Source organism: Frankia sp. CpI1-P (assembly GCF_001421075.1).
GTDB classification, from domain to species: domain Bacteria; phylum Actinomycetota; class Actinomycetes; order Frankiales; family Frankiaceae; genus Frankia; species Frankia torreyi.
The window spans coordinates 1-13,331 of sequence record NZ_LJJX01000047.1 but is presented as its reverse complement, the minus strand read 5'-3'; the positions used below and the strand labels follow the sequence as shown (position 1 = coordinate 13,331).

General features: G+C 71.7%; 11 protein-coding genes, 13 pseudogenes and 1 riboswitch. Of the genes and pseudogenes, 7 read left to right on the top strand and 17 right to left on the bottom strand.

Going from position 1 to position 13,331, the window contains the following annotated elements:
- Positions 1–74: 74 nt before the first annotated feature.
- The 6 genes and pseudogenes from FF86_RS34975 to FF86_RS24250 all read left to right on the top strand — a co-directional run bounded on the left by FF86_RS34975 (position 75) and on the right by FF86_RS24250 (position 2,105).
- The gene (locus tag FF86_RS34975; RefSeq protein WP_055870134.1) at positions 75–500 is read left to right on the top strand and encodes a hypothetical protein; all 426 of its coding nucleotides are present in this window, start codon (positions 75–77) and stop codon (positions 498–500) included.
- A gap of 313 nt (positions 501–813) precedes the next feature.
- Positions 814–876 (top strand): annotated as a pseudogene (locus FF86_RS68065) (hypothetical protein); the annotation flags it as partial.
- A gap of 1 nt (position 877) precedes the next feature.
- A pseudogene (locus tag FF86_RS68060) lies at positions 878–1,015 on the top strand (C4-dicarboxylate ABC transporter substrate-binding protein); the annotation flags it as partial.
- Between the two features lies 1 nt (position 1,016).
- Positions 1,017–1,216 (top strand): annotated as a pseudogene (locus FF86_RS68055) (hypothetical protein); the annotation flags it as partial.
- A 29-nt stretch (positions 1,217–1,245) separates the two neighbouring features.
- Positions 1,246–1,734, top strand: coding sequence for a hypothetical protein (locus FF86_RS68050; protein WP_396230053.1), 489 nt, complete (start codon positions 1,246–1,248; stop codon positions 1,732–1,734).
- A gap of 179 nt (positions 1,735–1,913) precedes the next feature.
- Positions 1,914–2,105 (top strand): hypothetical protein, encoded by a 192-nt coding sequence (locus FF86_RS24250; protein ID WP_052681378.1) that lies wholly within the window; start codon positions 1,914–1,916, stop codon positions 2,103–2,105.
- 130 nt (positions 2,106–2,235) lie between these two features.
- Here the strand turns inward: FF86_RS24250 and FF86_RS24245 are convergent, their stop codons facing one another.
- From FF86_RS24245 to FF86_RS24205, 17 genes and pseudogenes are all read right to left on the bottom strand, one after another.
- Entirely contained in the window at positions 2,236–3,048 is an 813-nt protein-coding gene (locus tag FF86_RS24245; protein ID WP_082122176.1) for a GNAT family N-acetyltransferase, read from the bottom strand.
- Positions 3,045–4,050: pseudogene (locus FF86_RS24240) on the bottom strand (NtaA/DmoA family FMN-dependent monooxygenase); the annotation flags it as partial. The pseudogene FF86_RS24240 and the gene FF86_RS24245, both read right to left, overlap by 4 nt.
- Position 4,051: 1 nt before the next feature.
- Positions 4,052–4,240, bottom strand: a pseudogene (locus tag FF86_RS56780) (LLM class flavin-dependent oxidoreductase); the annotation flags it as partial.
- A gap of 1 nt (position 4,241) precedes the next feature.
- A pseudogene (locus FF86_RS56775) lies at positions 4,242–4,421 on the bottom strand (F420-dependent methylene-tetrahydromethanopterin reductase); the annotation flags it as partial.
- Between the two features lie 127 nt (positions 4,422–4,548).
- Positions 4,549–4,744: pseudogene (locus FF86_RS56770) on the bottom strand (FAD-dependent oxidoreductase); the annotation flags it as partial.
- 1 nt (position 4,745) lies between these two features.
- On the bottom strand, positions 4,746–5,685 hold a 940-nt coding region (locus FF86_RS24235; RefSeq protein WP_255355905.1), incomplete at its 3' end, for an FAD-dependent oxidoreductase.
- Positions 5,682–7,499 (bottom strand): ABC transporter ATP-binding protein, encoded by a 1,818-nt coding sequence (locus tag FF86_RS24230; protein WP_082122175.1) that lies wholly within the window; start codon positions 7,497–7,499, stop codon positions 5,682–5,684. The genes FF86_RS24230 and FF86_RS24235, both read right to left, overlap by 4 nt.
- A pseudogene (locus FF86_RS56765) lies at positions 7,496–7,841 on the bottom strand (ABC transporter permease); the annotation flags it as partial. The pseudogene FF86_RS56765 and the gene FF86_RS24230, both read right to left, overlap by 4 nt.
- A gap of 1 nt (position 7,842) precedes the next feature.
- The coding region (locus FF86_RS56760) for an ABC transporter permease (RefSeq protein WP_396230048.1) at positions 7,843–8,422 on the bottom strand (580 nt) is incomplete at its 3' end.
- A pseudogene (locus FF86_RS63050) lies at positions 8,419–8,596 on the bottom strand (ABC transporter permease); the annotation flags it as partial. The pseudogene FF86_RS63050 and the gene FF86_RS56760, both read right to left, overlap by 4 nt.
- Before the next feature lies 1 nt (position 8,597).
- Positions 8,598–8,761 (bottom strand): annotated as a pseudogene (locus FF86_RS56755) (ABC transporter permease); the annotation flags it as partial.
- A gap of 1 nt (position 8,762) precedes the next feature.
- A partial coding sequence (locus FF86_RS56750; RefSeq protein ID WP_242419443.1) for an ABC transporter permease subunit occupies positions 8,763–9,135 on the bottom strand: 373 nt, incomplete at its 3' end.
- A 636-nt stretch (positions 9,136–9,771) separates the two neighbouring features.
- Positions 9,772–9,958 (bottom strand): annotated as a pseudogene (locus FF86_RS56745) (ABC transporter substrate-binding protein); the annotation flags it as partial.
- 1 nt (position 9,959) lies between these two features.
- A pseudogene (locus FF86_RS56740) lies at positions 9,960–10,702 on the bottom strand (ABC transporter substrate-binding protein); the annotation flags it as partial.
- Position 10,703: 1 nt separating this feature from the next.
- A partial coding sequence (locus FF86_RS56735) for an ABC transporter substrate-binding protein (RefSeq protein WP_242419442.1) occupies positions 10,704–10,919 on the bottom strand: 216 nt, incomplete at its 3' end.
- 863 nt (positions 10,920–11,782) lie between these two features.
- Positions 11,783–11,895, bottom strand: a riboswitch (SAM riboswitch).
- 215 nt (positions 11,896–12,110) lie between these two features.
- Entirely contained in the window at positions 12,111–12,554 is a 444-nt protein-coding gene (locus tag FF86_RS24210; RefSeq protein ID WP_044887367.1) for a nuclear transport factor 2 family protein, read from the bottom strand.
- Positions 12,545–13,030 (bottom strand): hypothetical protein, encoded by a 486-nt coding sequence (locus FF86_RS24205; RefSeq protein ID WP_044887366.1) that lies wholly within the window; start codon positions 13,028–13,030, stop codon positions 12,545–12,547. The genes FF86_RS24210 and FF86_RS24205 overlap by 10 nt, the downstream gene beginning before the upstream one ends.
- A 131-nt stretch (positions 13,031–13,161) precedes the next feature.
- On the opposite strand from FF86_RS24205, the pseudogene FF86_RS32455 reads away from it, so the two are divergent.
- Positions 13,162–13,331, top strand: a pseudogene (locus FF86_RS32455) (IS701 family transposase); the annotation flags it as partial.

Below are 13,331 nucleotides of genomic sequence, written 5' to 3'. Positions count from 1 at the left end.
GCCGCCCGCGGGATCGGGGCCGCCCGCGGGATCGGGGCCGCCCGCGGGATCGGCGCCGAACGCCCGGGCTTCCTATGCCCGGGTTCTCCGCATCCGCGCGGCCGGTCGCCCTGGGCGTCGCCGTCCTGGCCGGGCTGGGCCTCGAGGCCGGCGGCATCGCGTGGCAGTCCTCGGGGGGCGGTGGTCTCGCCGGGGTCGCCTTGGGCGTCGTCGCGGTGGGCGTTGCGAGTACCGCCGTGATCCGCTGTCTGCTCGCGACCAGGTGGCGGCCGACCGCGGGTGAGCTGGCCCGGACCGTCGTGCTGGCCCTGCTCGGGGCGGCCTGCGGGGCCGAGGTCGCGACCTTCGTCTCGGCGGACCATTCGGCGGGCGCGGTGGCTCTGCAGGCCGGGATCGCCGGAATGCTGGTGTACGCGCTCGCGTGGCGTCAGCAGGAATGCCCGCCGCCGGGATATTCCACGGCCGCTTCCGAAGGCGACGAACCGGGACGGGTAACATAGCCGCCTGCCGTCTATCNGGACGGCGTGGAGCATGGTGGGGGGCTGTTGCTCTGTGTCCAGTGCGGGGTCATTCTCGCGGGGTGAACGCGGTGTTTACCTGGCCATTGGCGTAGCGGTTGTCGTCGTGGGCATGCTGGCCGCCGTCCTCGGTGCGCGAACGCGGCCGGCCGCTCCGCGAGTGCTCGGCAGGTGCCCGGTCATCGACATTTTCGCCNGGCAGGGCGGCGCCGCGCATGATTCGACGACCACGCCTTATGACGAGTATGCGGATGTCATCAGCAGAAACATTACGCAGCGGTTTCCCGGGTCGGTCGTGAACGTCGTGGCGACACAGGGGAGCGCCTTCAACGTCGGGGTGCTGGCCGACCCGAAGGCCNCCACCTGCTGGCTGTCCATCAGTGGCCTGAGCACGGCGGTGGACGCGCACGAGGCCGTCTACCAGTTCGAGGGGCGGCCCGTGACCACGGTGCGGACCATCGGCCCGCTGTGGCTGGACTTCATCCAGGTGGTCGTCCNGGCGCCGAACCCGGGCAGTCCGGACGACCGGCCGGTTACCGCGCTCGGTGATCTCTGCCAGCAGAACCGGACCCTGGAGACGGGGCTGGTCGAGTCGGGGACGGAACGCACCGGCACGATTCTCCTTCGCCAGCTCCGGGCCCAGATCCCGGACTGCAACCCGACGATGGCGCACAGTACGCTGGCCGACGCGGTGGACGNCGTCCGCAGCCACCGTGCCGACGCCCTCCTGTGGTCGGGAGGAGCACCGACGCCGACCATCGCGGATGCGCTGAAGGACCCGGAAGGGGCCACGCTGACGCTGCTGCCGCTCGGCACGGACTATCTCGTGAGAATGCAGTCCGAATGGGATGCCAAGTATCCCTTTCTGCACGGCGGAGACTATCGGAAGTGGACGCTCCGACGTGACGACTACACACGGATCGACGCGACGGACACGATCGCGTCGTCGAACGTCGTGCTGGCGAACGCCAAGGCTGACGGTGACCTGGTCACCTTCGTCGCCGGCTTGCTGGTTGACGACCGCAGCGAGTTCGAAGCCGCCCTGTGGAAGAACGACCCGCACAACCGGCATTTTCTCGATCTGAAGACCGAAATCCAGGACAACAAGCTCTACTGTGCCGTCCAGCTCCATCCCTCCGCCGCCGCCTACTACTGGGACCACCTGCACGCCATGCCTACCTGCCCGCGGCCAGGCCGAGACGGCGGTGGGCAGTGATCCACGACNGCCGGGGACGGCCCGGCCACTGAGGCGGAGCGCGCCGCGGCGGGCATCCCGGTCTCGGCGCGGCGTTCCCGCACCGGCGTAGATACACCTCCGGTGCGACGCCGCGGCTCCTGGCCGGGGGATGGTCTGATGACGGCATGGGGACAGGGGTGAGGCGTGCGGCTGCGCGCATGACGGTGGAGGGCAGGATCTCGCCGCTGTTCTATCTCGCCGGAATACTGTCCGCGCAGTTCGTGGACACCCACGGCAAGGTCGGCGTCATTATCGCAACCGGCTGCTACACCGTCGTCGCGCTGATCTGGATCGTCCCTGACCGCCGCATCGGCCGCCGTGCCGCGCGCGAGTTCGGAGCCCCGGACTGATATTCCCTGCCTCCTACCCCATGGGCGATCGTCCTACCCCGTGGGCGATCACGTGCGCCTGGTCGGCGCCGGGAACCGCCGTGATCTGGATCTGGTCGGCCATGCGTTGACTGCTCGGCGACGACGTCGGTCACCCGACCGGACCTCCGCTCGCGGCTTCGGTCGCCGAACCGCTTCGCGGCGCGGGTGTTGGTGCGGCCGCGGCGGTGGGTGTGGCCGCGGCGGCGAACGGGTTCGGGGCGGGCACGCCGCCCGCCGGCTCGCCGGGCACCCGGATGGCGGTGAACGTCACCCGCCGGCGAAGGCGGAAACCGAGCTGTTCGTAGAGCCTGATCGCGCCGGTGTTGTCCGCCGAGGCGTGCAGGAACGGCGTCTCCCCCCGGGCCCGGATGATCGCGGCGACGGCGTGCACGAGCCGGGTGGCCAGTCCCTGCCCGCGGTAGGCCTCCTCGGTGCACACCGCGCTGATCTCCGTCCAGCCCGGCGGGTGCAGCCGTTCCCCGGCCATCGCGACGAGCACGCCGCCGCGCCGGATGCCGAGGTAGGTGCCGAGCTCGATGGTCCGGGACCGGAACGGCCCGGGCCGGGCGCGGTCGATCAGCGCGAGGATGTCCTCGACGTCGTCCGGCTCGAGCCGGACGGCCTCGTCGTCGGGCGCCGCGGCGACACCCTCGTCCACGAGCTGCACGCCGGCACCGTGTCCGACCACCTCCCATCCGGTCGGCAGCACGTCGTCGAAGCCGGCGAGGGGCAGGATCGCCCCGGGGCCGAGCAGCGTCGCGGCGTCCCGCCAGGTGCCGGCGTCGGGATCGTCCGGCAGGGCGATGAACGGTGCGACGTCCTCGGGGTAGCGCAGCACGCTCCCCTGCCGCACGGCGAGGTGCGCGTGCGGTCCCAGCAGCGAGGCGAGCGCCGGGTTGTCGAGCGGATGGCGTTCGGTCACGTCGGGGCACCCTGGGGGGTCCGGTCCGGGGCGGCCGAGTCCCGGGGGAGGCCGAAGTTGTCCCGCAGCGTCGTCCCGCTGTACTCGGCGCGCAGCGAGCCGCGTTCCTGCAACAACGGGACGACCTTGTCGACGAACTCGTCGATTCCCCCGGGGGTCACGTGCGAGCCCAGGATGAAGCCGTCCGAGCCGTCGTTCTGGACGAAGTGGTCGAGCCGGTCGGCGATCTGGGTCGGCGTGCCCACGAACTCGGTGTGGCTGAACACGCGGATGGCGAGGTCGCGCAGCGAGTACCGGTTGGCCTCGGCCAGCGCCCGCCACGTCCGCACGGTCTCGAACGGGTCCTCGGCGATCCGGGCACGGCCCTGGATCACCGGCGGGCCGGTCGGGTCCGGATCGACGTCGGGCAGCGGGCCGTCCGGATCGTAGCCGGACAGGTCCCGGTTCCAGACGGTCTCCAGCAGGATCTGCGCGGTCCGCCCGCTGACCTGGGCGCGGGCGACCTCCCGCTGCCGCTCGACGGCGTCGGCCGCGGTGTCGCCGAGGACGAACGCCCCGCCGGGTAGCAGCTTCACCGAGCCCGGCGGCCGGCCCGCCCGGACGACTCGGGCCTGGATGTCGCGGTAGTACTCCTGGGCCGGCCCGAGCTCGCGGTAGGGCGAGAAGATCGCGTCGGCGGTGGCGGCGGCGAAGTCACGGCCCTGCGGGGAGACCCCGGCCTGCAGGATCACCGGCCGCCCCTGCGGGCTGCGCGGCACGGTGAACTGACCGGCCACGTCGAACTGGCGACCGGAGTGGCGGAACGTCCCGACCGCCGCGTCGCGCAGGAACCGGCCGTGCTCGGCGTCGGCGACGATCGCGTCGGCGGCCCAGGAGTCCCACAGCTGGCGGGCGAGGGCGACGAACTCCTTGGCCCGCACGTACCGGTCGTCGCGGTGCAGGAAGCCGCCCCGGCGGAAGTTCTGCCCGGTGAAGGCGTCGAACGAGGTCACCACGTTCCAGNCGGCCCGTCCGCCGGAGAGATGGTCCAGCGAGGCGAGCTGGCGGGCCAGCTCGTACGGCTCGTTGAAGGTGGCGTTCAGGGTGCCGACGAGCCCGAGATGCTCGGTGACGGCGGCCAGCGAGGCGAGCACCGGCAGGGTGTCCGGGCGCCCGACGATGTCCTGGTCGAAGATCTGTCCGAGCCGCTCGCNCAGGATCAGCCCCTCGGCGAGGAAGAAGAAGTCGAACTTCCCGCGCTCCGCCGCCTGGGCGGCGTGCTGGAACGACGAGAACGCGATCTGGCTGCCGGCGGCCGGATCCGACCACACCGTGGTGTGATTGACCCCGCCGATGTAGTGACCCAGGATGATCTGTTTGCGTGGACTGGTCATGTGCAGGCCCTTCCTGCGCCATCGAGGGCGACGGCACGATGTCGTGGTCGGCGGGTGGACGTCGTGGTCGGCGAGTGGACGTCATGGTCGGCGAGTGGACGTCATGGTCGGCGGATGGATGTCGTGGTCAGCGGGTGGAGGCGAAGCGGGGGTCGGGACGGGTGCCGTCGACGGCCAGGTCCGCGAGGATGCGTCCGATGGCGGGCACGAACTTGAAGCCGTGGCCGGAGAATCCCGCCGCCACGACCACCGGGCCGTGCCGGTCCAGGACGAAGTGCCAGTCCGGGGTCGTGGTGTAGGTGCAGCTGATCGGGGCGAAGCGGNCCGGGTCCACGCCGGGGATCCAGCGCCGCACGTATTCCCGCAACGCCGCGAGCTGGGCCGGCACCGCAGCGAAGTCGCGCCTGTCCGGGTCGACCACCGGCCCGACCCCGTGGAAGCCGACCTTGACGCCCTCGCCGGGGGTCTCCAGCCCGTAGACCCCGCCGTGGAAGGCGATGGCCTCCTGGGTTCCGGCTGTCAGCAGGTGCACGAAGCTGGGCCAACGGTCCTGATCCGCTCCGGCGGACGTGCCGAGGCCGACCGGCGCGAAGTGCGCCGGCTGCTCCTGGGTGACCCGCAGGGCCGGCAGTGGCACGAGGCCGCCGAGCAGCTTCTCCGTCCAGGCCCCGGCGGCGACGACGACGCGGCGGGCGAGGTAGCGGTCGTCGTCGGTGTGGATCTCGACGGCGTCGTCCCCGCGCACCGCGAGGGAGCGCACCGGCACCTCGTGCCGGACCACCCCGCCGTGCTTGACCGTGCTCTCCTGCAACGCGGTGACGGCGTTGTCGGCGTGCAGGCGCCCGGAGTCCGGGTGGACCAGCACCCGGGTGTCGAAGCGCAGGCCGGGCCAGCGCCGCGCGGCCTGGCGCGGCGTCAACCACTCCGACGCCACGCCAGCCGCGGCGGTGGCGTCGGCGACCTGGTCCAACACGGGGTCGCCGCCGTGCTCCAGCCCCCCGGTGACGGTGAGCAGCGCGGTGCCGGTGAGATCCTCCAGCTCCCGCCACAGCACCCGGGCCTGCTGGGCGAGGCGGATGTAGCCGAGGTCCGGGTAGGCGAGCCGGAAGATCCGGGACGCGCCGTGGGAGGCCCCCCGGACGTGTCCGGCCGCGAACCGTTCGAGCAGCACGACGTCGACGCCGCGGCGGGCCAGCTGCCAGGCCGCCGCCGACCCCATCGCCCCGCCGCCGAGCACGACGACGTCGACCTTGTGGACGGTCATGCCACCGCTCCTTCGCTTTCCGGCACGGTCGTCGCCCGTGGTTCCGCCGGGGGGCGCAGCGCGGCGCCGTCGAGGGTCGGCACCGCGGCGAGCAGACCGCGGGTGTAGTCGTGGCGCGGCTCCCGGAAGACCTGCTCGACATCGCCGGACTCGACGATCCGGCCGTCCTTCATGACCAGCACACGGTCGCTGACGTGGTAGATCACGCCGAGATGATGGGAGATGAACACGTAGGCGATGCCGAGCCGGGCCTGGAGATCGGCGAGCAGGTCGAGGATCTGGGCCTGGATGGAGACGTCGAGGGCCGAGACCGGCTCGTCGCAGACGATGACGCGAGGCCGGGGGGCCAGCGCCCGGGCGATCGCCACCCGCTGGCGCTGCCCGCCGGAGAGCTGGCGCGGTCGCCGGTCCAGCACGTCGCGCGCCAGCCCGACCTGGTCGAGCAGCTCCAGCACCCGGGTCCGGCGCTCGGCGCGGGAGACCCGGGCCACGGCCAGCGGCTCGGCAATGATCTTCCGAACCGGGTATCGCGGATCGAACGAGCTGAGCGGGTCCTGGTAGATCACCTGGATGTGCTGGCGCAGCCGCGCACCCGTCCGGGCGTCGATCTCGCCCCAGGCCGTGCCGTCGACCTCGACCGCGCCGGAGTCCGCCCGCTCCAGGTCCAGCAGCAGCCGGGCGGTCGTGGTCTTGCCGGAACCGGACTCGCCGACGATGCCGAGCGTCTCCCCGGCCCGCAGCTCCAACGACACATCGTCCACGGCGGTCAGGATGCGGCGCCCGTCCAGGGCGAACGTCTTGACCAGGTCCCTGGCCGCCAGCACGACCCCGTCGCCGACGACCGCCCGAGGCTGCGCGACCGGGCCACCGGGCTGCGGTGACAGTCGGGTGCCGCGGGCGTGCGCGACCGGCACGGCGGCGAGGAGCTGGCGGGTGTAGGGGTGCCGCGGGTCGTCGAGCACCTGCCGGGTCGGGCCGTGCTCGACGAAGATCCCGTCCTTCATGACGAAGACGTGGTCGGCGACCTGGGACACGACGGCCAGGTCGTGGCTGATGAGCAGCAGCGCCGTCCCGGCCCGCTTGCGCGCGGCGAGCATCTCGAGGATCTGGGCCTGTACCGTGACGTCCAGCGCGGTGGTCGGCTCGTCGGCGATGAGCAGCTCCGGGTCGGCCGCGATCGCCGAAGCGATCAGGGCCCGCTGCCGCAGCCCGCCGGAGAGCTGATGCGGGTACTGGCCCGCGCGGGCCTCCGGCTCCGGTACGCCGACCTCCCGCAACAGCTCGACCACCCGCGCGTCGACCTCCGCCCGAGGAACCACCCGATGGGCCCGCAGCGTCTCGGCGATCTCGGCGCCGACCCGGCGGGCCGGGTCGAGTGAGACGAGCGCGTCCTGCAGGACGAAGCCGATATGCCGGCCGCGCAGGGTCCGCCATCGGCGTTCCGGCAGCGTCCGGGTGTCCGTGCCGGCGATGACCAGGCGGTCGGCCCGCACCTCGGCCCCGCGTCCCGCCAGCCCGACGAGGCTGCGGGCGGTGACGCTCTTCCCCGAGCCCGACTCTCCGACGACGGCGATGCTCTGACCGGCGTCGATCCGGAACGACACGCCGCGCACGGCGTCCACCGAGCGTCGACCCAGCCGAAACCGCACGCGCAGGTTCGCCACGTCGACGAGGGTTCGGGGATCGCCGGGCTGCGTCGCCGGGTCCGGCGCCGTCGGATCACCGATGGTCGGATCACCGATGGCCGGGTCGCCGGTGGTCGGGTCACCGGTCGTCGGGTCGCTGTCGGTCGTCGGGTCGCTGTCGGATGTCATCGTGCGTTCCGACCTTCGAGTCGTGCCTGGAGGAACTGTCCGGCGACCGTGATGGCCAGGACGGCGAGCGTGATCGCGATCCCGGGGAAGATCGCGGGCCACCAGGCGACCGAGAAGTAGGTGCGACTGCTGGACAGCATCGCGCCCCACTCGGCGGTGGGCGGCTGCGGGCCGAGCCCGAGGAAGCTCAGGGTGGAGCCGAGACTGATCGCCCCGCCCACGTTGATCGTGGCCAGGATCAGGACCGGACCCAACGCGTTCGGCACCAGGTGTCGGATGATCACCTGCCGCTTCGGCCAGCCGAGCGCCCGCGCGGCCTCCAGATAGACCGAGGCGCGGATGNGCATCACCTCGCCGCGGACCACCCGGGCGAAGCCCGGGGTGAAGATGAGGCTCAGACCGATGATCGAGTTGCGGGTGCCGGGGCCGAGCATGGCGATGACCAGGAGCGCGAGCAGCAGCCCCGGAATGCTGAGGAACACGCTCAGCAGCCAGTCTGTCACCGCTCCGAGCACGCGCCCGCCCTGCGCCGCCGCGACGCCGACGGCCGCTCCCACCACGAGCGCGAGCGCCGACGCACTCAGACCGATCCAGAGGGAGAGCCGGGTGCCATGGACGATCCGGGCGTAGATGTCCCGGCCGTTCTGATCCGTGCCCAGCAGGTGGCCGGAACCCGGTCCCCGCAACGTCTGCGAGATGTCGGCGGCGTTCGGATCGGTGCCGGTGAACAGGTGCGGCCAGAACGAGGCCAGGACCAACACCAGGAGAAAGGCGAAGCTCAGGACCACCCCCGGCCGCGACACGCGCAGCCAGGGCCAACGTCCGCGGGTCGAGGTCGAGGTCGAGGCCGAGGCCCCGACCGGCGTGCCCGGTGATGCGCCGCCGGGCGGGAGCCCGGTCGGATCGACCGGTGTGACGGTCATCCTTCGCCCTTCTGGTCAGCCCCGGTCGCGGAGACGGACGGGCTCGCTGTCGAGGTGATGCCGGCGGCGGCCGCGTTCACGGGCCCGGCTGTGGTCGGGGCGACGGGACGCAGCCGGGGATCCAGCAGCGGGTAGACGGCGTCGATGAGCAGGTTGATGACGACGTAGAACGCCNCCGCGACGAGCACGACCCCGGAGACGAGCGGGAAGTCCCGGCGGCCGAGTCCGCCGACCGTCAGCGTCCCGAGCCCCTGCCGGGAGAACACGTTCTCGATCACGATCGCGCCACCGAGGAACGCGCCCGCGAGCCAGCCGGCGATGGTGATGGCCGGCATCAGGNCGTGCCGCAGGGCGTGCCGCACCAGCACGGCTGTCTCACGGATGCCGCGGCTGCGGGCGGTCGTCACGAACGGCTCGTCGAGCGCGCGTTCCAGACCGTCCCGCAGCACCTGGGCGAGAGTCCCGCCCGGGGCCACGGCCAGGGCGATCGCCGGCAGCACCAGTCCCCGGAAGCTGTTCGATCCGATGGCCGGGAACCAGTGGAGCTGGAAGGAGAAGACGGTGAGCAGCAGGATCGCGAACCAGAACGCCGGCACGGAGACGCCGACGATCTCCAGGAAGGCGAACGGGCCGCGGATCCAGCGGGGCCGGTTGGCGGTCAGCAGCGCGACCACGATCGCCCCGACCAGCGCGAGCACGACGCCGGCGGCCATCAGCTCGAACGACGGCGCAAGCTGGTCGCCGATGGCGGTCGTGACGTCCATCCCCTGGTTGTAGGAATGGCCGAGATCACCGCGCAGCAGGTGCCCGAGGTAGTCGAAATACTGGACCAGCCAGGGCCTGTCCAGGGCGTAGTCGGAGATGATCTGCGCCCTGACCTCGGGGGAGACGGCCGCCTGCCCGATGATCGCATCGATGATGCCGCCGGACTTCAGGTGCAGGGCCGCGAAGGTGACGGTGACCGCACCCCAGAGCACACCCACCGCGTACCCGACCCGCCGCAGGACGGCGAGCCCGATCGAGCGGGCGGAGGAGGCCGCACGGCCCCCTCCGCGCCGCTCGTCCGCCGCGAGGGCGATGGTCACTTGCTCGTCCAGGCGTCGTAGAACAGCGGGAACGCCTGCGGCTCGAACCGCAGCCCCTGCACCTTCGTGCTCGATCCGAGGACGTAGTTGAACACGTAGATCGGGAACACCGCGGCGGCCGAGGTGATCCGCTGCTGCGCGTCGCCGTAGAGCGCGCCCTGCTTCGTCAGGTCGGTGGTGCCCAGGGCGTCGGTGAAGTCCTTGTCGAGGGCCGGGTCGGACAGCCGCGAGCCGTTGGTGCCGAAGCCGTCCTTCGGGATGGCNGCGCTGCCGAACAGGGTGCGCAGCGCGTCGGGCGAGGCCCGCTGCCAGCTGAAGTCGATGAGGTCGTAGTTGCCGGCCGCGACGTCCTTGATGTACGAGGTGTACTCGGGGTTCGTGGTCCTGACCTCGATGCCGATCTGCTTCGCCGCGGCCTGGACCTGGTCGGCGACGACGTCGCGCTGTTCCCNGGCGAACTGCTTGAGGAAGGGATGGACGATGGTGAGCCGCTTACCGTCCTTGGTGCGGTAGCCCTGCGCGTCCCGACCCGTCCAACCGGCCTGGTCGAGCAGCCGGTTCGCCTTGGCGGCGTCGTAGCGGTAGGCGGATTCGATCGACGTGTCGTAGCCGACGGTCGACGGGGACAGCGGGCCCTTGCCGGGCGGGAAGACGCCGAAGTACAGCTTGTCGACGATCGTCGCCCAGTCGATGCCCGCCCGGAACGCCTCCCGGACCTTGACGTCCGCGAAGGGCCCCTTGGCGGTGTTCGGGTAGTAGTTGTAGTTGCCGCCCGGCGCGGACGCGGTCTGGATCCGGAAGCCCGATGTCGACTTGAGCTGCGCCACGTTCACCGGCGGGACGCTCGCGATCGCGTCGATCTGCCCGCTGGTCAGTGCGCCGTACCGGGAGGAGTCCTCGGGGAGGCTGCGGATCGACAACGCGTCGAGGTAGGCCGGGCCGGTGTGCTTGGCGTTCTTCGGCGCCCAGTTGTACTTCGCGTTGCGGACGTAGTCGATGCCCTTGCCCTTGACGTAGCCGCCCGAGCTGATGAACGGACCGCTGCCGACGATCTTCGAGCAGAGTTCGGACGGCGGCTTCGTCAACGTGCTCGGCGCCTCGATGCCCAGGTAGGCCGTGGCCAGCGAGGGCAGGAACGCCGAGTTCGGCGCGCTGAAGTGGACCTCGACGTGGGTCGGGTCCGTCACCGTGGTTCNGGTGTAGGTCGCGATGGTGCCGGCCGCCAGCTGCGACTTGGTCGCCGGGGCGACGATGTGGTCGAGGTTGGCCTTGACGGCCGCGCCGTCGAACTTCTCGCCGTTGCTGAAGGTGACGTCGTCGCGCAGGACGAACGAGTACGTCTTCTGGTCCGGCGAGACGGTCCAGCTCGTGGCGAGCCAGGGGGAGATCGTGCCGTCGTCGCTCAGGGCCACGAGCGAGTCGACGATCGACCGGGCAAAGAACCCGTCGACGTCGGCCGGGCTCTGGTGCGGGTCGAGGCAGGTGCCGTCGGAGTTGATCGCGAACGTCAACGTCCCGCCCCGAACCGGGGTGCCGGTCGAGCCGGCAGAGCTGCCCGCGGAGCCGCCACTGGAGCCGCAGGCCGCGAGCGCGAGCGCTGCGGATCCGGCGGCGAGCGTCAGCGAGACTCNTTTACTGACGCCGAAGACGTTGCTGGACATCGGGTTTCCGTTCTCCTGATCGAGTGGTCGACGGGGTTGGGGTTGGTCGTGGAGGCGCGTCGGGACCGAGCCGCGTTGGTCGTGGCGATCGGAAACCGGCCCGGCGGTCCGGCGGTCCGACGGCCCGGCGGTCCGACGGCCCGACGGCCCGACGGCCCGGCGGCCCGGCGGCCCGGCGGCGCTTCCTGCCGCGCTCGGTATCGGGATTCCGGCAGGCCTGCTGGATGAGCCGGCCGGCCCGGGACGCGACCTGAACGAGGCTGCCGGCCTGACCGAACCCGGGCAGCCGAGCAGCCCCGTCCGGGCACTCAGCCGACGGACGGCGACAGTCGGGTGAACTCGGGCGGGTGGGGCGACGGAGGCGGCGGAACCGCGGGAGCCGGCCGGCCGGGCCGGCCGGCAGCGGGAGTCAGGTCGTCGGACAGAGACAGCTGGACGAACGACGCAGGTCGATCGACAGGCGGCGGGTAAGCCGTACCTGTGGTGACCGGGGGGCCCGCGGGCCGGGCACGGTGTTCGTGCCCGGGACGCGACCTGCGGTCGTGGAGCGGCCACCCGCGCGGCGAGTCGCTCCCAGCATGTCGTTGCTCCCTCGGCCGAGGCCCAGGAGACCGGGCCCGCGCTTTGCCGCATCCACTGGATGCGGCCGTGTCCTCACCCGGGGCACCCCTTCGCGGTGGAGGGTTGCCGGCCAACAAGCCGGGGCTGGACGTTGGCACTCGTGACAGTTGTGATCTTCAGTCAGGTGACTGACCTGGACGAAGGTAGCCCGTCATGTCGACTTTGTCTAGGCGTGGCGTCGAGAAGCGCACCCCGGCGAACATCGGTTACCTGAGCGGCGCGTTCAGGCACCGCCACCACGGCCATCCACGCCGACCAGCGACGGATCCTCGGCAACGACGATCCGTGTGTGCTGACCAGCGCCGACCACCACGGCGTCGGTCAGTCCTCGGTCGGCAGCCAGGTGGTGGTGGTCAGGGTCCGTGCCGAGGGGCCGTCGGGGTCGTTGTCGGGCCGGTTGCCGCGGGTGACGGACCGTTCGGCGATCCGCCAGCCGTGCGGCGTACGGACCACGGTGTCCTGGTAGTCGCCCGATCCCGCGGTGCCGTCGCCGCGTATCACGAAGTACTTCGCCCACACCCGCAGCGTGTCGTCGTCGATCCGGTGGACGGCGATGTCGGTGGTGTGGTGCGGGAACATCACCCGCCCGTACGGGAGGCCGCTCGCGGCCTGCGCCAGCGGCGTGCCGCCCATGGTCGCATCGTCGGTGTACGCCGCCGGTGCGGTTTCCAGCGCGATGTTGTCGAACAGGTACGGATGCTTGGCGAGCAGGCTGCACACCTCGGCGTAGGTGGCCGCGTCGACCGGCACGATCCTCACGCCCACGGGGCCTCCCCGTCGGTGACGACGACCGGGCCGCCGTGGCGCGGGTGGACGGTCCGTCGGGCCACGCGCCAGCCGGCGGGCGTCTCGGTGAGCACGTCGACGACGTCGGCGCTCGCGACGCTGCCGTCGCCGGCGATGGTCACCAGCCGGCTCCACGCGGCCAGGCCGCCGGGGACCTGCTTCACTTCCGTGTTGACGGTGTGGTGCGAGGGGGACGTCGCACCGTCGAGGGCCGGCGGGTCGACGAACACCCGCGCCAGGAGGTCCGGGTCGCCGTTGTCGACCGCGTGGCCGTAGAGCGCGAGAACCTGCAGCACCGCCGCGGTCTGTTCGCCGGTCGCGTCGCGCAGCGCGGCGAACGCCGCGTACGTCTGCGGCAGGCGGTGCTGCTCCACCCGCACGTCAGCGCTGTCGCGCACGCCGCCGGGCGGGTGACCGCCGGCCCGCAGATGCCCCGCGATGTGGTCCGTCGTCATGGTCCGGACGCTAGTACTACAGCGACAGTGGTCGGTGTGTGATCTCTTGCTTCGAGTGCGGCGTGGTGTGGACGGAAGAGCGGCCACCGTGTGTTTCTCCATGTTTTGTGAGAACAAAGGGAGAGACCGCGATGGCCGCGGCTCAGAGTGTATCCGAGGTGGATGTAGCGATGTGGGAGGCGGGGCTGGAGGAGCTGTTCGGCCGGGTGGAAGGCTGTTTCCGGTCTGATCAGCCCCGGGCGCAGGCGCGGGCGTATGTGGCGGGGTTGTTGTCTCGGACCGAGCGGAAGAACGGGTGGAC